Source organism: Ochrobactrum sp. A-1, from assembly GCF_022488005.1.
Lineage (GTDB): Bacteria > Pseudomonadota > Alphaproteobacteria > Rhizobiales > Rhizobiaceae > Brucella.
The window spans coordinates 186,546-206,423 of the sequence record NZ_JAKVQC010000007.1; the positions used below are offsets into that span (position 1 = coordinate 186,546).

A 19,878-nucleotide genomic window follows, 5' to 3' on the forward strand; every position below is an offset into this window, starting at 1 on the left:
CGGGAGGCCGGACAGGTTCCGGGCTGGGCCGAACGGAGGACATCATGATTGCAGTATCGACAGGCACCGCGGCAGAGCCGCGCGGTCGGATCCCACTTTATAAGCATCTTTATGTACAGGTACTGGTAGCTATTGCTGCCGGTATTCTGCTTGGCCATTTTTATCCCGAGCTTGGCACGCAGCTAAAGCCACTTGGGGATGCGTTCATCAAGCTCGTGAAAATGATTATCGCACCTGTCATTTTCCTGACCGTTGCGACAGGCATTGCCGGGATGACCGATATGAAAAAGGTCGGTCGCGTTGCCGGTAAAGCGATGATCTACTTCCTGACCTTCTCGACACTTGCCCTGATTATCGGTCTCATCGTGGCTAACGTCGTGCAGCCGGGCGCCGGAATGCATATTGATCCGGCTTCGCTGGATCCGAAAGCTGTTGCCAATTACGCCGCCAAGGCACATGAGCAAACCATTACCGGCTTTCTGAGCAACATCATCCCGACAACGATTGTCGGCGCATTCGCAGAAGGCGACATTCTACAAGTACTGTTTTTCTCGGTCCTGTTCGGTATCGCGCTGGCTCTCGTCGGCGACAAGGGGAAGCCTGTCACTGATTTTCTTCACGTTCTGACTGCACCTGTTTTCAAGCTGGTTGCGATTCTCATGAAGGCCGCTCCAATCGGCGCTTTTGGTGCCATGGCATTCACAATCGGTAAATACGGCATCGGTTCGATCGCCAATCTCGCACTTCTGATCGGCACATTCTATCTGACATCCTTGCTGTTCGTGCTTGTCGTTCTGGGAGCGGTTGCTCGTTACAATGGCTTCTCGATCCTTGCACTTATCCGCTACATCAAGGAAGAACTGCTTCTGGTTCTGGGTACGTCATCTTCAGAAGCAGCATTGCCTGCATTGATGGACAAGATGGAGAAGGCTGGTTGCAAGCGTTCTGTCGTCGGCCTGGTCATCCCGACCGGTTATTCGTTCAATCTCGACGGCACAAATATCTATATGACGCTAGCAGCCCTCTTCATCGCGCAGGCGACGGATATTCCACTGTCGCTGAGCGACCAGATTCTGCTTCTGCTGGTGGCGATGCTAAGCTCCAAGGGTGCTGCAGGCATTACCGGTGCCGGTTTCATCACGCTTGCTGCTACGCTGTCTGTCGTTCCAGCCGTTCCAGTCGCGGGCATGGCCCTGATCCTCGGTATTGACCGCTTCATGTCGGAATGCCGTGCGCTGACCAATCTCGTTGGCAATGCGGTGGCAACAATCGTCGTGGCGCGTTGGGAAAACGAACTCGATGCGGACAAGCTCGCCGCGGCGATGAACGGAACGCCAGTTATTACAGACCTTGTTCCGCAGCTTGAGCCGGCTGAATAGAGTTTATCGGACAGAAAATGCAACGGCCCGCTCTGGCGGGCCGTCTTGCGCTTAGCGTTCGACAGGCTTTCCCTGTGTTATCAACCGGGCGCTATGCTGGCCGGAGATATAAGTCCACAGCCAGCTCCAGGCGACAGCCGCACGGCTTCTTGTTCCGATCAGAAAGAAGATGTGCGCGATGCCCCAGAACCACCAGGCGATGATCCCCTTGAGTTTGAAACGCCCCATATCTACGACAGCGGCGCCTCTGCCGATGGTCGCAAGGTTGCCCTGATGCTTATAACGGAATGGCATCGGTGGTGTTGTTCCTTCAATGCGGCTTTTAATGACCTTGGCAACATAGGCACCTTGTTGTTTGGCAGCGGGTGCTATTCCCGGAATTGGCTTGCCGTCCGGTCCTTCAACCCAGGCCGTATCACCGATGACGAAGATATCATCGTGCCCTGGTACATTAAGATTGGACAGCACCTTCACGCGTCCCGCGCGGTCACTCTCAGCGTTCAGCCATGTTGCAGCAGGAGAGGCGGCAACGCCGGCCGCCCAGATTGCCGTATGGCAGGGAATGAACTCTTCGCCAACAGTTACGCCTTCGGCTGTAATATCCTTGACCGGAATTCCGAGCCGCACTTCGACACCCAGTTTTTCAAGTGCTTTCAGCGCATAATCGGATAGATCTTCTGGAAAAGCCGCCAGAATGCGTGGACCTGCTTCCAGCAGCATTACGCGTGTCTGCCGGGTGTCTATATTGCGAAACTCCGGCCATATGGTTTGCTTGGCCAGTTCCGCGATAATGCCTGCAAGCTCTACACCGGTCGGCCCACCACCTACGATGGCGAATGTCAGCAGCGCCTGCCGTTTTGCTTCGTCTGTCTCGCGTTCGGCACGCTCGAAGGCCAGGAGCAGGCGACGGCGAATGGTGGTTGCGTCCTCAAGCGCCTTCAGTCCGGGGGCCAACGCTTCCCATTGATCGTTGCCGAAATAGGCGTGCCGTGCTCCGGTGGCGAGTACGAGCATGTCGTACGAAATTTCGGTGCCGTTTTCGAGCAGCACCTGACGGTGCTCGGTGTCAACATCGGTGACTGTGCCCAATAGCGTGGTCACCTCCTTGCGATCCTTGAACAGATGCCGGATCGGCCAAGCAATTTCCGAGGTGGCGAGGATGGTGGTTGCAACTTGATATAGGAGCGGCTGGAACAGATGATGATTACGCTGATCTATCAGTGTGATCCGCACATCAACGCTTCTAAGGTCATGGATCAGTTGCAATCCGCCAAAACCAGCACCTACGACGACGATATGGGGTACACGCTCTTTGTTCATTATCTTCAGCCTGCGTTCATTCTACAATATTTAGCCAGCCCGTCCGTCTTGAACAGGGGTATCCGACACAGTTTATGTCCGCATCTCGTGTAGCCGGGCCATCCGTTTCAATATTAATCACCTTCAAGTTTTTATCACAGATCGTCGTGAAGACGTTTCTTTTGTTTCGAAATAGAACAGTTCCAGACAGCGATTTCAACTTTTTAATTATGTTAGGATTGTCGTAAATTATTCCCCAATTTTATATTGTTTACCTCTTGTCTTTGCTGTTTGCGCGCTAAGTAATCCTAGGTTGTTATCGGAGCTTGGAGGGACGGATGCATTGGCTTCAGGCAATATTTCAGCAGGCACCAGAAATAGCATTATTCCTCTCGTTGGCCGGTGGGTATGCCATCGGCAAGATACATTTCGGCAAGTTCCAGTTAGGAGGGGTTGCCGGATCACTGCTTGTCGCGGTGATAATCAGCCAAGTAGGCGTTCAAATCGATAATGGGGTGAAGGCTCTGCTCTTCGCCCTTTTTATTTATGCGGTCGGTTTCGAAAGCGGTCCGCAATTCTTCCGTTCACTCGGACGGCAATCTCTGCGCGAGATCGCGATGGCTGCAGTGCTTGCCATCAGCGGTTTGGCGACAGTCGTGATCATGGCGCGTATATTTGGTTTGGATAAAGGTCTTGCTGCAGGTATCGCCGCCGGTGGGCTAACCCAATCAGCAATCATCGGAACGGCAAGCTCGGCGATTTCGAAGCTGGGCCTTGCTGCCGATGAGGTGCAGCGATTGCAGGCGAATGTAGCTGTCGGATACGCTGTTACCTATATTTTTGGTTCGTTCGGCGCGATTATTGTTTGCGTCAATCTGCTGCCGAAATTCATGGGGCGAAGTATCCGTGACGACGCCATAAAGGCGGAAGCCGAACTGTTGGCGGGCATAAGAATTTTGGGGCAGGGAGAAAGCGAGGCTGCTCCTGATCTTGTGGGACGCATTTACAAGGTAGAGCAAGCAGCCGGACAGACTGTGGCCCAGATCGAGGCTCTAACCTCGGTTGAAGATGCTATAACCGTTGAACGTGTCAAACGTGCTGGCAAGATCATCGGCCTTTCACCCAATCTTAAACTGGAAAGGGATGACGTCGTCCTAGTGGCAGGCCGACGCTCTGGAGTTGTCGCTTTCGGCAACAAGATCGGGACCGAGTTACAATCCTCCGAGGGCATGGATGTCGTTGTACAAATCCGCGATGTGACGATCACCTCACCGGATTATGTTGACAAGACCGTCGCTGCAATCAAAGAGAATATAAGCTCTGAACTGCGCCACGGCGTCTATGTCATTGGCGTCAAACGGGCCGACAAACCTTTGCCATTGCAGCCGGATACTGTCATCAATGCGGGTGATGTCGTTTCACTCTACGGCACTGATCAGGATTTGCAGCGTGCTGCAAAGTCCATCGGTCCGGTAATTGTTCCGAGCGACAAGACCGATTTCGTGTTTCACGGTCTAGGTATTGCTTTTGGCCTGCTGATCGGTTTGGCGGTCGTACGTATCGGCTCGATACCTCTGACGCTCGGCAGCGGTGGCGGTGCGCTTTTGTCGGGTCTGCTCTTTGGCTGGTATCGCAGCAGAAATATGACCATCGGCAATATGCCGACAGGTGCTTCCACTTTGTTGCGTGATCTGGGGCTTGCCGGTTTTGTGGCGGTTGTCGGACTCCAGTCTGGCCTGCAGGCCGTGCAAACAATTGTCAGCAGTGGCCTCACCATCTTCCTGATTGGTGTTGTCGTTACCATTCTGCCGCTGATCATCACGATGTTCTTTGGCCGCTACGTGCTGAAATACGACAATGTGGCTGTGTTCGCAGGGGCACTTTCCGGTTCTCGCAGCGCTAATCCAGCCTTCGGCGAAGTGCTGGACAAGGCAGGCAATTCCATTCCTACCACCCCGTTCGCTATCACCTACGCGCTTGCTAATGTCTTTTTGACATTGCTTGGGCCGTTGGTGGTCGCTTTTTCCTGAGGATTAGATCATGGCGAAGACTGATTATAGCAAGTATGCGAAGCTGAGCCCGTTCGAACTCAAGGATGCACTCATCCAGCTGGCTTCCAGTAAAACTGATCTGACCATGCTGAATGCTGGGCGCGGCAACCCGAACTTTCTTGCGACCTTGCCGCGCCGCGCATTTTTAAGGCTGGGGCTTTTTGCGGTCTCCGAAGCTGAACTTTCATACTCATATATGTCGACAAGTGTCGGTGGCTTGCCGAAAGTTGAGGGAATAGAAGGGCGGTTCCAGCGCTTTCTTTCCGACAACGGCGACCAGCCGGGGGTGAAATTTCTCGGACGAGCACTGTCTTACGTTCGCGATCAGCTGGGTCTTTCTCCATCGGAGTATCTGCACGAAATGGTGGAAGGTATTCTTGGTTGTAATTATCCGGTTCCGCCACGTATGCTGACGATCAGCGAGGAGATTGTGAAGCATTATCTCGTTCGCGAGATGATCGGCGGCTATACGAGTTCCGATAAGCTCGACTTGTTCGCGGTCGAAGGCGGTACGGCCGCCATGACCTACATTTTTGATACGTTGAAGCAGAACAAAATACTCGATGAAGGCGATACAGTGGCCATCGGCATGCCTGCTTTTACCCCCTACATCGAAATACCGGAGCTGAACAACTATCGGTTGAAAGAAGTGCACATCAATGCCGACCCACATCAGGGCTGGCAATATCCGGAAGCAGAGCTGAACAAGCTGCTCGACAAGTCAGTCAAGGTTTTTTTCTTGATCAATCCGAGCAACCCGCCTTCGGTTAAGGTAGATCAACGCGGCCTTGAGCAGATTGCACGGATCGTCAAGGAAAAGCGTCCTGATCTCATGATCCTGACGGATGATGTCTACGGTACTTTTGCGGATGATTTCAAATCGCTCTTCGCTATCTGCCCTTATAATACGATGCTTGTCTATTCTTTCTCCAAATATTTCGGCGCAACTGGCTGGCGTCTTGGCGTCGTCGCGATGCAGAAGGACAATGTTCTGGACGAAAAGCTCAAAAATCTCCCTTCATCAGCAAAGAAGGAAATGAACGAGCGCTATTCATCACTGACACCGGATGTCTCGAAGCTGAAGTTTATAGACAGGCTTGTCGCCGACAGCCGCACAGTTGCGCTTAATCATACGGCAGGGCTTTCGACACCGCAGCAGGTCCAGATGGTTCTGTTTTCGCTCTTCGGCCTGATGGACGAAAAGGATTCATACAAGGCGGAGCTGAAGAAGCTTATCCGTCACCGTGAGGCAGCGCTCTATCGCGAACTTGGGCTGCCGCCTCAGTCCGGCGAGAATGAAGTGGATTATTATACGCTGCTCGATCTGGAAGATATCGTCCGCCGTCTCTACGGCGATGATTTCGCGGCGTGGGTGAAGAAGAATATTTCCCCGACGGAACTGCTTTTCCGTATAGCGGATGAAACCGGCATCGTTATGTTACCGGGTACGGGCTTTGGTACCTTGCAGCCAGCGGGCCGTATCTCGTTGGCGAACCTCAACGAATATGAATATGCCGCTATCGGACGTTCGCTCCGGCGTATGGCGGAAGAGGTTTACGACAAGGAATTCAAGCCGAAGAAAAAGAATAAGTAAGTTGCTAGAAGGGGCGCGATGAGCGCCCCTTCGGTCATTAGATAGATGACAGAACCAGCAAGTCACGGCGGACTTCATCGCCATTGCCGCTTATAAGCTGTTTCTCGATATCCGCATGGGTAGCCTTCCATATAGGCAAAGCTGCAGCAAGAGCTGCTTTTCCCGCGTGTGTGAGCTGCAGTAAACGCTCGCGCCTGTCATTCGGGTTGACAATGATCTCGACCCACCCCTGCCGCTGCAATGGTTTCAAGGCTGCTGTCAAAGTGGTCTGATCCATGGCCAGAAGCTCCGAAACCGGTTTCATTGGTGGCGGTGCCGGGCGATTAAGGGACATCATCAGCGAGAATTGGCCATTGGTCATCCCGACTGGACGCAGAGAGTCGTCAAAGCGGCGGGCGAGGGCGCGTGCGGCGCGCTGAACATGCAAACAAAGGCAGGTATCACGAACCAGAAGTGTTGTTTCAAAAGGTACATCGTGGCTATTTGACATGACTTATTAATATTGATATCAATGTAAATCGTCAAGCGGGAACATTGATATCTGGGCATAGACAGGGAGCAAAAGCCGGAGGAGGGCTTGCACCATGAACAAGGTCGTATCCCGAGAAGTTTGGCTTGAGGCGCGGCGCGCGCTTTTGGCAAGCGAGAAAGAAGCCACCCATCTGCGCGACAAGGTCAATCGTGAGCGGCAGGCTCTGCCGTGGGTAAAGGTTGATAAGGACTATACATTTGATACGCCTTCGGGACGGAAAACACTTTCTGACCTGTTTGAGGGGCGCAGCCAGTTGCTGATCTATCATTTCATGTTCGGACCCGACTGGGATCAAGGTTGCACAGGATGTTCGTTCCTGGCCGATAATCTTGATGGCGCCGTGACACATCTCAACAATCACGACGTCACGCTCGCCGCCGTTTCGCGCGGACCGCTGGCAAAGCTGGAAGCTTACAAGAAGCGGATGGGCTGGCATTTCCCATGGGTTTCGTCAGAAGGCAGCGATTTCAATTTCGATTATCACGTCTCCTTTACAAAGGATGAGCTCGAGAACAATCGCGTTTTCTACAACTTCGAAAAGCTGGCGGCCGAAGATGCTTTCGATGAACTGCACGGCATGAGCGCTTTTTACAAGGATGAAAACGGCGCGATCTATCACACCTATTCCAGCTATGCGCGCGGCATTGAAGAATGGGTCAGTACGCTGATGATCCTCGATCGCGCACCGAAGGGCCGCAATGAGAATAGCACGATGCATTTCGTCAAACGACACGATGAGTATGAATCGCAGGCTTCCAAGCACAGCTGCTGCAGCTGATCATTCGCCCGCGAAATAATCCAAGGGAGTACTTTCAATGAAAAACGGCTCTTCTCCGTTCGTCTGGTACGAATTGATGACAACAGATGCTGACAAGGCACAGGATTTTTATACAAAAGTCGTCGGCTGGACGGCAAAAGACGCCGGCGTCCCCGGCATGAAATATACGTTGTTTGAAGTGCCCGGATGCATGATTGCGGGCATGATGTCGATGGCCGACATGCCCAAAGAGGACTGCGGCGGTGAGCCCGGTTGGATCGGCTATGTCGGCGTGGCAAATGCTGATGACTACGCCCGGAAAGTCGAGGCGGAGGGTGGCAAAGTTCTCAGAGCTGCGCAAGATATTCCGAACATCGGGCGATTTGCGATTGTATCGGACCCGCAAGGTGGCGTCTTTGCGCTCTTTGAGCCGAAAGACGACATGCCGCCACCGGCCGATTTCGGTTCGCGCAAACCGGGACATCCGGGCTGGCACGAACTCTACGCCCAGAACGGCGAGACAGTATTTCCTTTCTACGAGAAGGTCTTCGGCTGGAAGCTCTCACGCAACTTCGACATGGGGCCTATGGGGAACTACAAGGTGTTCAGTGTCGATGGCGCCGATCATGGCGGTATCATGACCGCGCCTCCTGGTACTCGCGTCGGCTGGGGTTTCTACTTCATGGTCGATGGCGTGAAGGATGCTGCCAGCAGGGTCAAGTCTCTCGGTGGAGCCGTTTTGCAAGAGCCCAACGGCGAATGGGTTGTTCAATGCAAGGACCCGCAAGGCGTGAACATCTCGCTTGTTGCCTCGAAACCGTAGGATAGATTGTGCCTCCCGATTGACTGCCGTTACATTTACGATGATTGGATGGAACATCGAAACGTATCGGCGGATGATCAATGATGCACGACAGAAGGACGCGTCAGTCTCAACGGGCTGGAACAGTTTTCGCCGCTGATGTTGGCGGGTCCTTCATTCGGCTGGCGCGCTCAGCCAATCCGGGCGATATCGAGCTGCTTGAAAAACTGCCAACCCCGGCCAACAGTTGGGATGAGTTTGGCGGGGCATTGGAAACTGCACTCCGAACCCACGCGCCGGACGACAGTGGGCCACTTGCACTTTCCATCGCTGGATTAGTTGATCCGGATACAACTACCGCTTTCTCTGCAAATATCCCATGCATTACCGGACACAGGCTAGGCTTTGAACTCGGCGAGCGATTACAACGGCAGGTAATTGCCGCCAATGATGCCGATTGTCTGGCGCTAGCTGAGGCAATCGAAGGAGCGGGGAAGGGGTATGACATAGTCTTCTGCGCAGTGTTGGGTACTGGTGTTGGCGGCGGGCTTGTCGTCGATGGCCGGTTGGTTCGAGGTAAGGGCGGCTTGACCGGTGAATGGGGGCATGGCCCGATCCTCAATACGTGTGTAGAAATAAACGAGCAAACAGTGTCGGTTCCTCGCTTCGATTTCGGGTGCGGTCAAAGTGGTTGTGTCGATACGGTTGGTGGCGCACGCGGGATCGAGAGACTACACCTGTTTCTGAATGGTGTCGAAGCGAGCAGTCATAGAGTCCTGCAGGAATGGCTGGAAGGTCGTCAGGAGGCAAGACGGACGATCGCCGCCTATCTTCAACTGGTGGCCGATCCGCTCGCCGCAGTCGTCAACATAACCGGTACGTCGATCATTCCGGTAGGCGGCGGACTTGCTAACGCTTCGGAGTTGGTTTCGGCGCTTGACACGGCGGTGAGAGCCAGAATTCTGCGAAAAACTGACAGGCCATTAGTCGTTCCGGGTATATTCGGCAGCGATGGCGGTTTGGTCGGGGCAGCAATATTGGGGCGTCAGACGTGAGTGTGTTACTCGAAGTCTGCGTGGATAGCGCTGAAGGGTTGCGGTTGGCAATCGAAGGCGGTGCGGATCGGATTGAGCTCTGCTCTGCGCTCGAGCTGGGTGGCCTGACTCCGTCGCTGGGGATGATGGAGCTTGCCTCGAAAGCACCGATCCCGGTTTACGCAATGATCAGACCGCGCGCGGGCAACTTCTGCTTTTCGGCAGAAGATGAAGCGATAATGGTGTCTGATATAGGTAACGCTAGAAAAGCCGGTTTGGCGGGTGTAGTTGTCGGTGCATCGCTGAGCGACGGCTCTCTTGATGTAGTTATGCTGGAAAGACTGATTGCTGAGGCAAAGGGCTTTGGAACGACGCTTCATCGCGCATTCGATCTGGTTCCCGACATGGAGATTGCGCTGCAGCAAGCAATTGCGCTCGGCTTTGAACGTATTCTGACGTCCGGCCTGTCACAAACTGCGGAAGAGGGGCTGGATAAACTGCGGCGGCTAGCTGAAATGGCTGGCCAGAGCATGAGCATTATGCCCGGCAGTGGCGTGAATGCTGAGAATGTGGGACGGATCATGGAGGCAACTGGCGCCGCAGAAGTTCATGCTTCATGCCGTGTCCAGGTCGAGGAGAAGGATTCTCGTGCTATCGCCTTCGGTTTTGCTGCTGAACAATCATTTCGGACATGTGCTCAACGCGTTAGAGCTTTGAAAGCTGCAATTGCACACGTCTAAAGGCTGCTCAATCCAAATTCACGGCGTCTGTGAGTGTAGTATTCGCGTATTGATCGACCCGTGAAACGGAAATTTCTCATACACTTTAAGGTGACACTTAATCCCTATTGCGACTCCCAAAGAGTTTGAGTAGAAGTATCGGCACATCAAGAGTTGGGGAGACGCCCAACGCCAACCTGCCTCTCCGGGCAAGGTGGTACTCTCTGCAAAGAGAGGATGTGGCCAAACCGGCAAATATACGGATGAAGCCACTCGCGTCCTCACCAACATAAACTAGGGACCGACGCGACATGCCGATTAAAATTCCTGACGATCTGCCAGCAACCAGTGTTCTCGAGGCCGAGGGCGTCATGGTCATGCGCGAAGCAGATGCCGTTCGTCAGGATATTCGCCCGCTGAAGATCGGCCTGCTCAACCTGATGCCGAACAAGGTCACCACCGAGACGCAGATTGCACGACTTCTCGGAGCGACGCCGCTGCAGGTGGAGCTGACCCTTGTTCGTATCACCAACCATGTGGCGCGTCACACGCCTGCCGATCACATGCTGTCCTTCTACCAGCCGTGGGAAGAAGTGCAGGACCAGCGATTTGACGGCTTTGTCATCACTGGGGCTCCGGTCGAACGTCTCGAATTTGAGGAAGTCACCTATTGGGACGAAATGCAGCGTGTCTTCAACTGGACGCAGACCCATGTGCACCGGACTCTGAATATATGCTGGGCCGCGCAAGCGGCTGTTCATCATTTCCATGGCATGGGCAAGTACGAACTGCCGGGTAAGGCGTCAGGCGTCTATAGCCAGCGCAACCTTGCACCGTCATCGCCTTACCTTCGCGGCTTTTCGGATGATTTCAAGATACCGGTTTCGCGCTGGACCGAAGTGCGCAAAAGCGACATTCCGGCCAATAGCGGTCTAAAAGTGCTGGTTGATAGCCCGGAAACGGGGCTTTGCCTGCTTGATGACCCCCGTCATCGCTCGCTACACATGTTCAATCACGTGGAATATGATACCACATCGCTTGCGGATGAGTATTTCCGTGACATTCAGGCTCAGCCTGAAACGAAGGTTCCGGCGAATTATTTCCCCGGTGACGACGCGACGCGCCAACCGGAAAATCGCTGGCGCAGTCACGCGCATCTTCTTTTCGGAAACTGGATCAACGAGATGTATCAATCGACGCCCTACGATCTTGAAAATATCGGGAAGCGTTGAAAGCGCAAAACAGGGACAGTGCGACCAGAATACACCCGATCCATGGCAGGCCTTGCAAGGGAAAGTATTGCAATGCAAGCCCACCCGTCGCGGTGCCAAGCGCGACGCCTATATGCATGGCCGACAGATTGATCCCGACACCGGCATCTGCGGTTGCGGGATCGGTTGTGATGAGAAAATTCTGAACGACAGGTGAAATCATCCAGCTGACGCAAGCCCATACCATCAACACTGGGCCGAAGACAGTGCTGGACCCGATCGCGAGTGGTATTGCCGCCAGAGCCGTAAGATATAGAAGCGGCATCAGCACGATAGCCAGCCGGGGCGACAATTTGTCGACGAACAGGCCACCGAGATAACCGCCTGTCATTCCGGCTACGCCGAAAGTCACCATTGCCCAGATAACCTTGTGCGAGGAGATGTGGACCACTTCCAGAAGGTAGGGTGAAAGATAGGCAAACAATACGAAATGTCCACCGATCATCAGGATGGAAACCAGTTGTGCTGACATCAATCGGATGGATTTCAGATGCGGTATGTAAGGCGGCAAGCCGCCCAGGTTACGTCGGGTTTGTGGCAGTGAGCGTGATGACAGGAGCAAGACTACGGCGGCCGTGAAAGCCAGACACAGGAAAACTGCGCGCCAGCCCACCCATTCGTTGACGATCATTCCCGCCGGAACGCCTGCCACCATCGATCCGCTGATTCCCATGAATATGATCCCGATGGCGCGCCCGCGCATTGCCGGGACGACCAGTTCCGTCGCCAGCATTGTAGCAATCAGACAAACGACCGCGCTTGCAGCAGCCATGCACATACGAGCTGCAAACAGGATGAGATAGTTGGGGCTGATGCTTGCGATAATATTGGTTGCAATGAAAACACCCAAGGCAAAGACAAGAATGCCTTTCCGCTCAAATCGCGTCGTGATGATGAGTGCCAATGGTGCTGTGAGAGCGAAAGTAATCGAGAAGATTGATGTCAGCTGTCCGGCGATGCTGACAGAGACATTCAGATCAGGGGCTATGCCCGGAAGAATGCCAACGATGATATTCTCGGCGGTACCAGTGACGAAGGTTGCCAGCGCAAGCACAAATAACCGGGTGTCCATTTTTGCCATTCCCTTTCATGGTAACACCATGTGGGCAGCAAACGACCCGGCATGGCGATGTTGCATGCCGGGTTTCGAGGCAAAGCTTCGGTTATCCCTGATACGGTCTCATAACATCCAAACCGATCCTTGACCAGTTGCGCGCGCGATTAGCTGGCGGCGCGCGCCAGCCATCTGTGCCAATCGTCTTCGGAGCCGTGGAAGACATTCAGGTCGATTTTTTCGTTCACGCCCTGTGACAGCCCTGATCCTGAATACTGCCAGAAGGTCCATGGGCGACCTGGGTAGACTTTGGATGGATGCTGGGCGACAGCGCGCAGCCAGAATGGATAATTGGTGAAGGCGCCTTTCAGATTGTCATCGTAGAAATCCGGTGCGGTATAGATGATTGGCCGCTTGCCGTAATGCTGCTCCAGCCTGTCCATAAAGACCTGCATTTTTTCTCGTACCTGCGCCGGAGAAGGCCGTCTCTTGCAGGAGGAATCGCCGTTCCATTCGACATCGATGACAGGTGGAAGCGCATCGGCTTCCTTGGGCACATTGCGGATGAACCAGTCGGCCTGCTGGCTTGCTACGCGGCACCAGTAGAAGAAGTGGTATGCACCGCGTTTGATGCCTGCAGCTTTCGCCTCACGCCAGTTCTTCCGAAACATGGGATCGAGATGGTCGCCGCCATCAGTTGCCTTGATATAGGCGAAGTTTGCACCTTGCGTACGCAGCTTCACCCAGTCGATATCACCCTGCCAGCGCGAGACGTCCACACCGTGAACTGCCAGCTTGCGCGGCGATGAGCGTCCGAAATTGATCGGTTTTGCATCACGAAAACGATGACTGTAGATTTTCGAGCGTGCTTGCGGGGTAAGACGCACTGGTGGATAGGCCGCAACCTCCGGCTTCGGAACCGAGATCCGCGCCTGTGGGCGTTCCTGTGGCTGCGGTTGCGGCGTAATGGGAGCTGGAGGTTCAGCTTTGAACGGACCTGCATCCGGTATGGGGCCGGCCCAAGCCAGGACTTCTTCCCGCTCGGCTACGGGCATCGGCTGCGGTGCGCTTGCCATTTCGCTCAAGGGAGCGGGCGGGACCGGGCGAGCTACCGAACTCGTTGTCTCAGCCGAGGTCTTCGATTGGAGCATGATGCTGTCGATGCCGGAACTTGACGTACAGCCCGTCAAAGCGGCGCAGGCAAGGGCAATGATTGATACAATCGAAGAACGCATGAGCACCCGTAACGCAAAACAAATGGGCTGCAACGCTCCCTCCGAGCTAATTGCTAATCAAAGCTTACCGGGAAATGCTGAATCCAAAGTTTACGAAATTGCTAATGCACACTCTCTAATTTGATTGCCCGAGAATTTTAATCAATGCTGTTGCAGAATTCTCCAATACGGTTTCATCGAATCCAGAGAAGCCGAGGATAAGCCCCTGACGCGGCTTTAGTTTCGCGTAGAGCGTCGATAGCGCCTGAACCTCAATACCAGACTCTGACAGAATGCCTTGGAGACGTGTATCGCTTTGCCCGTCCGGCAAAGCCAGAAGCAATGAAAGCCCGGCAGGAGGAGCCTCAATCCGGAACAGTTCCGGCTCTCCGGGAACCAGTGCAGCAATCAGTTTACGCCGCCGCGAAGCATATATGCGACGCATACGCCTGATGTGCTGCGCAAAGGCCCCCGTTTCTATGAAACTGGCCAATGCTGGCTGCGCCAGTGGCGACGGTGCAGGAAATAGGGTTTGTCGCAAAGCTCTGAACTGAGCGGTCATATGTGCCGGTACGATCAGGAAGCCTAGCCGCAGGAGTGGTGAAAAGACCTTGGAAAAGCTTCCGATGTAAAGAATACGGTCTGGGTCCAGCGACATCAACGCCGGCAGGGGCTGGCCGATATAACGGTGTTCGCTGTCGTAATCGTCCTCGATGATGACCGCATCACGCTCTCTTGCCCATGCAATCAATTCCAGACGGCGACTCAAAGTCATGGTTACGCCTGTCGGGTGATGTCGCGCCGGTGTGACGAACGCCCCACGTGCGTCGTTGGCTTTATCTCGCCCGGTCGAGACATCGAGGCCGCCGACATCGACGGGGACAGCTATTATGTCGAGGCCGTTGGTACCAAGGATCTTGCGCGCAGGCGGATATCCGGGTTCTTCCATCCACAGCCTGTCACCCGGTGCAAACAGCGCTTCTCGGATAAGGCCAAGAGCGTCTGCGCTGCCGTTGGTGATGATAATCTGTTCCGGTGATACGATCATCCCGCGCCATTCGTGCAAATGACGGGCTAAAGATGACCGTAGAGGATGAAAGCCAAACACATCGTCGCTGTTTAATAGATCAGGGAAGGGATTGCGCCAGATGCGTCCTAGCAGTTTGCCCCATTCATCGTGCGGGAAATGATCGCTATCGAACACACCCAGCCGAAAGGCTTTGGCTTCCTCACGGTGTAACCGCTGCTGGGCTATTGCGTAATGGGGCGGTTGGTCGACTGTCAGGCTGGTTTCGGGAAGTTCGGCGGTGACATGGGTTCCGGAACCTTGTCGTCCTTCCAGATAGCCTTCGGCGATCAATTGGTCGAATGCCGCAAGAACGGTTGTTCGTGACAGGCCGAGTTCCAGAGACAAGGCACGGGTAGAAGGCAGTTTTGTGTTGGGTTTCAGGCGTCCGGCCAAAACCGCTTGTCTTATCTGACCAACCAGTTGAGCAGTAAGCGAAACATCGCTGGCGCGATCGATCCCGAATTCTGGAGGTGTATAGGAAATTGGCATCATCGTATTCGTTAAAAGTGGTTATTTTCTCAAAACCACTATGGCGGCAGTTTGGCCGAACATAAAGGAGAAATATCGGCCATGACGACAGCCCCTTCCGAACGCAGCCGCGTGAAACGCATGCATGAGCGCGGTGCCTATGATGCAGCCACGGTTTACGCAATCATTGATGCTCAGCCTCTGGCGCACGTGGCTTATGTCTTCAATGGATCGCCCTATGTCACACCAACGCTAGTCTGGCGCGAGGGCAATTTCATTTACTGGCACGGATCATCCGCCAGCCGCATGCTGGAAAGCTGCGACGAAGCAGAAGTGTGCGTCAGCTTTACACTGCTCGATGGATTGGTCCTTGCCCGATCCGCGTTTCATCATTCCTGTAATTATCGCTCGGTCATGGCTTTCGGGACAGCGCGTAAAGTTTCGGATGTCGCGACGAAGGAACATCACTTGCGCAGTTTCGTAAACGGGCTTTTTCCTGGTCGGTGGGAGGGACTGCGCCCGATGATGGCCAAGGAACTGAAGGCCACCATGCTTCTGGAACTGGAATTGAAAGAGGCCTCGGCAAAGGTTCGTTCCGGTCCGCCGAAGGATGATGACGCCGATTATGCCTTGCCAATCTGGGCTGGCGTCATTCCTATGACTACTCAGATGGGTTCACCGGTGGATGACGGTCGTATTTTGCCGGGCGTTGCTGCGCCGGACGCCATCATGCAATTCGGCTATGTAGCAGAAGCTGCGGAATAGACGGTCGAAGGTTCAGGCGGGTCCGAGAAAGATATGCGTCTCGGACTTCGCAATCCCGTCCATGGCGCGGATTCCGGTTACCAGCCGGTGAAATTCATTCATGTTGGGGACTTCAATCTCGGCGATCAGGTCCCATGTTCCATTCGTGGTGTTCACCGCGGAAAAGCCCGGGTTTTTGCGCAAGGTCGCGATCACGCTTTTGATGTTTCGCCCGGTCAGCTCGATCATCATGATGCCGCGGATCATGTCGGTAGAACCATGATCCTTCAGCCGGACCGTAAAGCCAGCAATGACGCCCGATGCGATGAGGCGTTCCATACGGCTTTGGATCGTGCCTCGCGCCACCCCCAGAATGCTCGCAAGCGTTGGGATGGACGCACGGGCATTGATACGCAGTTCCGATATTAATCGCTGATCCAGATCATCCATCACTATACCGCTATTTGACGATTTCGTCAGTTTGATTGCGTTTATCGCAGATTGCTGGACATTTCTATACCGAATTGACGTTTTCGTTGATCCTTTGCTCCGTTAGCGTGCTTGAAAACAGACAAGCCGGATAAGCAGCAACGCAACCGGCAGGGGAATTTCGGAGGTGGATCGATGGAGTTTTTCTTTCTCCCGCTCCTGGGTAACCAGAGCGCGTCGATCTTGCCTGTTCCGAATCAGTTTTCCCGAGAAATTTGCCGCCGCCCGTCGGGCGTCGACGATCTGGAAAGATGCGTCCATCTGGGCGCTCGGAACGGGCATCGCCCGTGATCGCGTTACGATCACTTAGGAGAAAATAAAATGAAAACCCTTCTGTCTTCACTCGTTGCGGCTGGTGTCGGCGCGCTGATGATGCTCGCTCCCGCCCACGCTAACGACCTCGAAAAAGTCAAGCAGAGCGGCGAATTGCGCATCGGCATGAGCGGTGTTTTTCCGCCGTTCAGCTTTGTTGATGGTCAGAACCAGGTTGTCGGCTTCGACGTTGATATCGGTGCTGAAATCGCCAAGCGCCTTGATATAAAGCCGGTTGTCGTGACTACCGCTTTCGACGGTATCATTGCAGGGCTGCGTGCAGGTAAGTTTGATGTAGTCGTCGGCAGCATGAGTATCACGCCGGAACGCGAAAAGGCTGTCGACTTCGCAGGTCCTTACTATCGCGGTGGTCGTGGTATCTTCGTGACGGAAGCATCGCCGGTTAAGTCCATGGACGAGCTGAAGCAGGGCAAGACCATTGCCGTTACGCTTGGCGAAACCAGCGACAAGTGGGCGCGCGAGCAGGGCGGCTGGACCGTCCGCACCTATAAGGGCATTCCGGAACTTCTGCTTGAGCTTCGTTCGGGCCGCGTGGACGCCATTGCATCGGACGATATTCCGATCCTGATTGCCATCAAGGAAAGCGGTGAGAAGGTTCGTCAGCTCGACACACCCGAACTTCAAGGCACCGACAATGTCGGGATTGCTCTGCGCAAGGGTAATCCTGAGCTGAAGGATGCGATCAACAAGGCTCTCGATGACATGAAAGCTGACGGTACCTACGAGAAGATCTCGACCAAGTGGGTCGGTCGAGACATCCGCTAACCGTATGAAACCCCTTGCCGGGACGACTGCTAAAACAAGCGTCCCGGCAACTTGGCTTTCCGACTTGGTTTTCCAGACAGGAAAGGGGAGATAATGAATTTCTCTTTGATGGCTGAGGTCTTTCCATACTTTCTGGAGGCCGCCCTGGTTACCGTCGAAATCTCGGCACTTGCCATTCTGATCGGGTTGAGCGTCGGTGCGCTTGCAACGTCCGCAAAACTGTCGCGCTTCTGGCTGCTGCGTTTTATCGGAACTGCCTATGTCAGTGTTTTTCGCGGTACGCCCTGCCTATTGCAGCTTTTCGTTCTCTATTTCGGCGGACCGCAGATCGGCATCAATCTTGAGCCCTTTTCAGCCGGTGCCATCGGTCTCGGACTCAACATCGGTGCTTATTACGCCGAAGCCATGCGTGGCGCTATTCTGACGGTTGATGCCGGACAGAACGAAGCTGCTCGTTCCATTGGCTTCAGCAGTGGACAGTCGATGCGCTTTGTGGTGTTGCCGCAGGCAGCCCGACTCATGATCCGCTCGCTCGGTGTCAACACTGTCATGCTGATCAAGGGTTCTGCTCTGGTTTCCGCGATCTCCGTTGTCGAACTGACCTACACGGCCCAGCGTTTTATCGGCTCGACCTATCGTCCGTTTGAAATCTTCGGCATCGCCGCGGCCATCTACATGGTCCTCATCTATATCGTTGCACGCTTCGTCGATTTTCTCGAAGCCCGCTACGCACTCAAATAGGCGGTGATATCATGCAACTCGATTTCTCCATCGTCCCGCCCTATACCGAGCTCCTGATGACGGGCATCTGGTGGACGCTCATCATCGCTGTGTCCTCATCTATCGTTAGTTTTTTCGGTGGCATCGCATTTGCCCTGCTTGTTCTCTACGGCAACTGGCTGGTGCGCTATCCGGTCCGCTTCTTCATCTGGCTGTTCATGGGAACGCCGCTGCTTCTGCAACTATTCCTGCTCTATTACGGCCTCTCGCAGATCGGCATCAACATTCCTGCCGTATGGACGGGTATTATCGGACTTGGCTTGCACTTTGCGGTGTATAATTCTGACATCTTCCGCACCGCGATCCGGACTGTCGATCCGGGGCAGAATGAAGGCGCACGCTCTCTTGGCTTCGGCAGCGGCCAGACACTGCGCTACATCATCGTGCCGCAGGCCGTCCGCAACGCGCTGCCACAGGTGGGCAACAACCTCATCGCCCTGCTGAAGGATACCGCACTTGTGTCGGTGATCGGCATCACAGAGCTGGTGCATGCGTCACAGCAGGCAATCAGCGAAACCTATAGCCCGTTTGAATTCTACATCACTGCCGCAGTGATCTTCTACGTACTCAATCTCATCCTGGAAGCCGGATTGCACTGGATGGAAAAGAAAGTCGAGGCTTACCGATGAGCAACAGCAAACCCATGGTGGAAGTGCGAGACGTCCACAAGTCTTATGGCGCACTCGAAGTACTCAAAGGTATCGACCTGTCTGTCGAACGTGGCCAAATCATCGCGATCATCGGTCCGTCCGGTTCCGGTAAAAGTACTTTGCTGCGCTCTATCAACCATCTGGAAACGGTCAACTCGGGCCAGATACTGCTGGACGGTATTCAAGTGAACCAGTCGTTGAACGGGCGGGCATTCGAGCGGCATATCAATGCCGTGCGCCAGCAGATGGGCATGGTTTTTCAGCACTTCAATCTGTTTCCGCATCTCAATGTCATGGAAAACATCACGCTCGGTCCCATCAAGTTGAAGGGCAAGAGCAGGCAGGAAGCACAGGAACTGGCCGTTTCACTTTTGAAGAAGGTTGGCCTTGCTGACAAGGCTTCAATGTATCCGTCGCGCCTGTCGGGCGGACAGAAACAGCGCGTGGCTATCGCTCGTGCACTTGCCATGCAGCCGAAAGTCATGCTGTTCGACGAAGCGACCTCCGCGCTCGACCCGGAATTGGTCGAGGAGGTCAACCAGGTCATGAAGCAGCTTGCACAGGAGCACATGACCATGCTGATTGTGACCCACGAAATGCGCTTTGCCGCTGAAGTCTCCGACAAAGTGCTCTTCATGGACAAGGGCGTTGTGGTCGAGGAAGGCAAGCCGGACGTGATCTTCAGCAATCCGGAAAATGAACGAACGAGAGCGTTCCTCAAAAAACATCTCAACCAGTAAGTCGACGTTAAACCAGTTTTGAGAACCCGTCTGTGCCTTCAACAAGGCACGGAGACGGGGAATTATTAAGCGAGGAAAGACCGTGGCATCCCCAAAAGAATGGAACCCGACAGAACGAGTGCGAGAACTCTCCT

General features: G+C 54.3%; 20 protein-coding genes and 1 riboswitch. Of the genes, 14 read left to right on the forward strand and 6 right to left on the reverse strand.

Annotation, left to right across the window (positions count from 1 at the left end):
• Window positions 1-44 precede the first annotated feature (44 nt).
• Window positions 45-1,379 carry a dicarboxylate/amino acid:cation symporter gene (locus MKS82_RS18870; RefSeq protein ID WP_109989286.1) on the forward strand — a complete coding sequence of 445 codons (1,335 nt, stop codon included), beginning with the start codon at window positions 45-47 and terminating at the stop codon, window positions 1,377-1,379.
• 51 nt (window positions 1,380-1,430) lie between these two features.
• Here the strand turns inward: MKS82_RS18870 and MKS82_RS18875 are convergent, their stop codons facing one another.
• Complete coding sequence (locus tag MKS82_RS18875) at window positions 1,431-2,699, reverse strand: NAD(P)/FAD-dependent oxidoreductase (protein ID WP_109989287.1); 1,269 nt, start codon at window positions 2,697-2,699, stop codon at window positions 1,431-1,433.
• 317 nt (window positions 2,700-3,016) lie between these two features.
• Here MKS82_RS18875 and aspT point away from each other — a divergent pair, with 317 nt between their 5' ends.
• Window positions 3,017-4,708, forward strand: coding sequence for an aspartate-alanine antiporter (gene aspT / locus MKS82_RS18880; RefSeq protein ID WP_240579169.1), 1,692 nt, complete (start codon window positions 3,017-3,019; stop codon window positions 4,706-4,708).
• Window positions 4,709-4,718: 10 nt separating this feature from the next.
• On the forward strand, window positions 4,719-6,323 hold the full coding sequence (locus tag MKS82_RS18885; RefSeq protein WP_109989289.1) for a bifunctional aspartate transaminase/aspartate 4-decarboxylase: 1,605 nt from the start codon (window positions 4,719-4,721) through the stop codon (window positions 6,321-6,323).
• 37 nt (window positions 6,324-6,360) lie between these two features.
• On the opposite strand, the gene MKS82_RS18890 is transcribed toward MKS82_RS18885, so the two are convergent.
• Entirely contained in the window at window positions 6,361-6,813 is a 453-nt protein-coding gene (locus MKS82_RS18890) for a MarR family winged helix-turn-helix transcriptional regulator (RefSeq protein WP_109989290.1), read from the reverse strand.
• Between the two features lie 94 nt (window positions 6,814-6,907).
• Here MKS82_RS18890 and MKS82_RS18895 point away from each other — a divergent pair, with 94 nt between their 5' ends.
• The 5 genes from MKS82_RS18895 to metA all read left to right on the forward strand — a co-directional run bounded on the left by MKS82_RS18895 (window position 6,908) and on the right by metA (window position 11,399).
• Complete coding sequence (locus tag MKS82_RS18895; protein ID WP_109989291.1) at window positions 6,908-7,633, forward strand: DUF899 domain-containing protein; 726 nt, start codon at window positions 6,908-6,910, stop codon at window positions 7,631-7,633.
• 37 nt (window positions 7,634-7,670) lie between these two features.
• Window positions 7,671-8,435: a VOC family protein gene (locus MKS82_RS18900; protein ID WP_240579170.1), complete on the forward strand. Its 765-nt coding sequence runs from the start codon at window positions 7,671-7,673 to the stop codon at window positions 8,433-8,435.
• An 83-nt stretch (window positions 8,436-8,518) separates the two neighbouring features.
• On the forward strand, window positions 8,519-9,469 hold the full coding sequence (locus MKS82_RS18905) for an ROK family protein (RefSeq protein WP_109989306.1): 951 nt from the start codon (window positions 8,519-8,521) through the stop codon (window positions 9,467-9,469).
• Complete coding sequence (locus MKS82_RS18910) at window positions 9,466-10,188, forward strand: copper homeostasis protein CutC (RefSeq protein ID WP_240579171.1); 723 nt, start codon at window positions 9,466-9,468, stop codon at window positions 10,186-10,188. The genes MKS82_RS18905 and MKS82_RS18910 overlap by 4 nt, the downstream gene beginning before the upstream one ends.
• A gap of 138 nt (window positions 10,189-10,326) precedes the next feature.
• Window positions 10,327-10,436, forward strand: a riboswitch (SAM-I-IV-variant riboswitch).
• Window positions 10,437-10,478: 42 nt separating this feature from the next.
• Window positions 10,479-11,399, forward strand: coding sequence for a homoserine O-acetyltransferase MetA (metA, locus tag MKS82_RS18915; RefSeq protein WP_109989294.1), 921 nt, complete (start codon window positions 10,479-10,481; stop codon window positions 11,397-11,399).
• Here the strand turns inward: metA and MKS82_RS18920 are convergent.
• Together MKS82_RS18920 and MKS82_RS18925 are read right to left on the reverse strand one after the other, a co-directional pair.
• On the reverse strand, window positions 11,344-12,510 hold the full coding sequence (locus MKS82_RS18920; protein ID WP_109989307.1) for an MFS transporter: 1,167 nt from the start codon (window positions 12,508-12,510) through the stop codon (window positions 11,344-11,346). The two genes, metA and MKS82_RS18920, sit on opposite strands and share 56 nt — an antisense overlap.
• Window positions 12,511-12,659: 149 nt before the next feature.
• A complete protein-coding gene (locus MKS82_RS18925; protein ID WP_109989295.1) occupies window positions 12,660-13,727 on the reverse strand; it encodes a glycoside hydrolase family 25 protein in 1,068 nt (355 codons plus the stop codon).
• On the opposite strand from MKS82_RS18925, the gene MKS82_RS18930 reads away from it, so the two are divergent.
• Window positions 13,654-13,851 (forward strand): hypothetical protein, encoded by a 198-nt coding sequence (locus tag MKS82_RS18930; RefSeq protein WP_240579514.1) that lies wholly within the window; start codon window positions 13,654-13,656, stop codon window positions 13,849-13,851. The genes MKS82_RS18925 and MKS82_RS18930 overlap by 74 nt on opposite strands.
• On the opposite strand, the gene pdxR is transcribed toward MKS82_RS18930, so the two are convergent.
• Complete coding sequence (gene pdxR, locus MKS82_RS18935) at window positions 13,843-15,267, reverse strand: MocR-like pyridoxine biosynthesis transcription factor PdxR (protein ID WP_240579172.1); 1,425 nt, start codon at window positions 15,265-15,267, stop codon at window positions 13,843-13,845. The genes MKS82_RS18930 and pdxR overlap by 9 nt on opposite strands.
• A gap of 78 nt (window positions 15,268-15,345) precedes the next feature.
• Here pdxR and MKS82_RS18940 point away from each other — a divergent pair, with 78 nt between their 5' ends.
• On the forward strand, window positions 15,346-16,008 hold the full coding sequence (locus MKS82_RS18940) for a pyridoxamine 5'-phosphate oxidase family protein (RefSeq protein WP_109989296.1): 663 nt from the start codon (window positions 15,346-15,348) through the stop codon (window positions 16,006-16,008).
• A gap of 12 nt (window positions 16,009-16,020) precedes the next feature.
• Here the strand turns inward: MKS82_RS18940 and MKS82_RS18945 are convergent, their stop codons facing one another.
• Window positions 16,021-16,437, reverse strand: coding sequence for an Lrp/AsnC family transcriptional regulator (locus tag MKS82_RS18945; RefSeq protein WP_006471741.1), 417 nt, complete (start codon window positions 16,435-16,437; stop codon window positions 16,021-16,023).
• Window positions 16,438-16,797: 360 nt separating this feature from the next.
• Here MKS82_RS18945 and MKS82_RS18950 point away from each other — a divergent pair, with 360 nt between their 5' ends.
• The 4 genes from MKS82_RS18950 to MKS82_RS18965 all read left to right on the forward strand — a co-directional run bounded on the left by MKS82_RS18950 (window position 16,798) and on the right by MKS82_RS18965 (window position 19,744).
• Window positions 16,798-17,574 carry a transporter substrate-binding domain-containing protein gene (locus tag MKS82_RS18950; protein ID WP_109989297.1) on the forward strand — a complete coding sequence of 259 codons (777 nt, stop codon included), beginning with the start codon at window positions 16,798-16,800 and terminating at the stop codon, window positions 17,572-17,574.
• Window positions 17,575-17,667: 93 nt separating this feature from the next.
• A complete protein-coding gene (locus MKS82_RS18955) occupies window positions 17,668-18,315 on the forward strand; it encodes an amino acid ABC transporter permease (protein WP_109989298.1) in 648 nt (215 codons plus the stop codon).
• Window positions 18,316-18,326: 11 nt separating this feature from the next.
• The gene (locus tag MKS82_RS18960; protein WP_109989299.1) at window positions 18,327-18,983 is read left to right on the forward strand and encodes an amino acid ABC transporter permease; all 657 of its coding nucleotides are present in this window, start codon (window positions 18,327-18,329) and stop codon (window positions 18,981-18,983) included.
• A complete protein-coding gene (locus tag MKS82_RS18965) occupies window positions 18,980-19,744 on the forward strand; it encodes an amino acid ABC transporter ATP-binding protein (protein ID WP_109989300.1) in 765 nt (254 codons plus the stop codon). Before MKS82_RS18960 ends, MKS82_RS18965 begins: the two co-directional genes overlap by 4 nt.
• The last annotated feature ends 134 nt before the right edge of the window (window positions 19,745-19,878 follow it).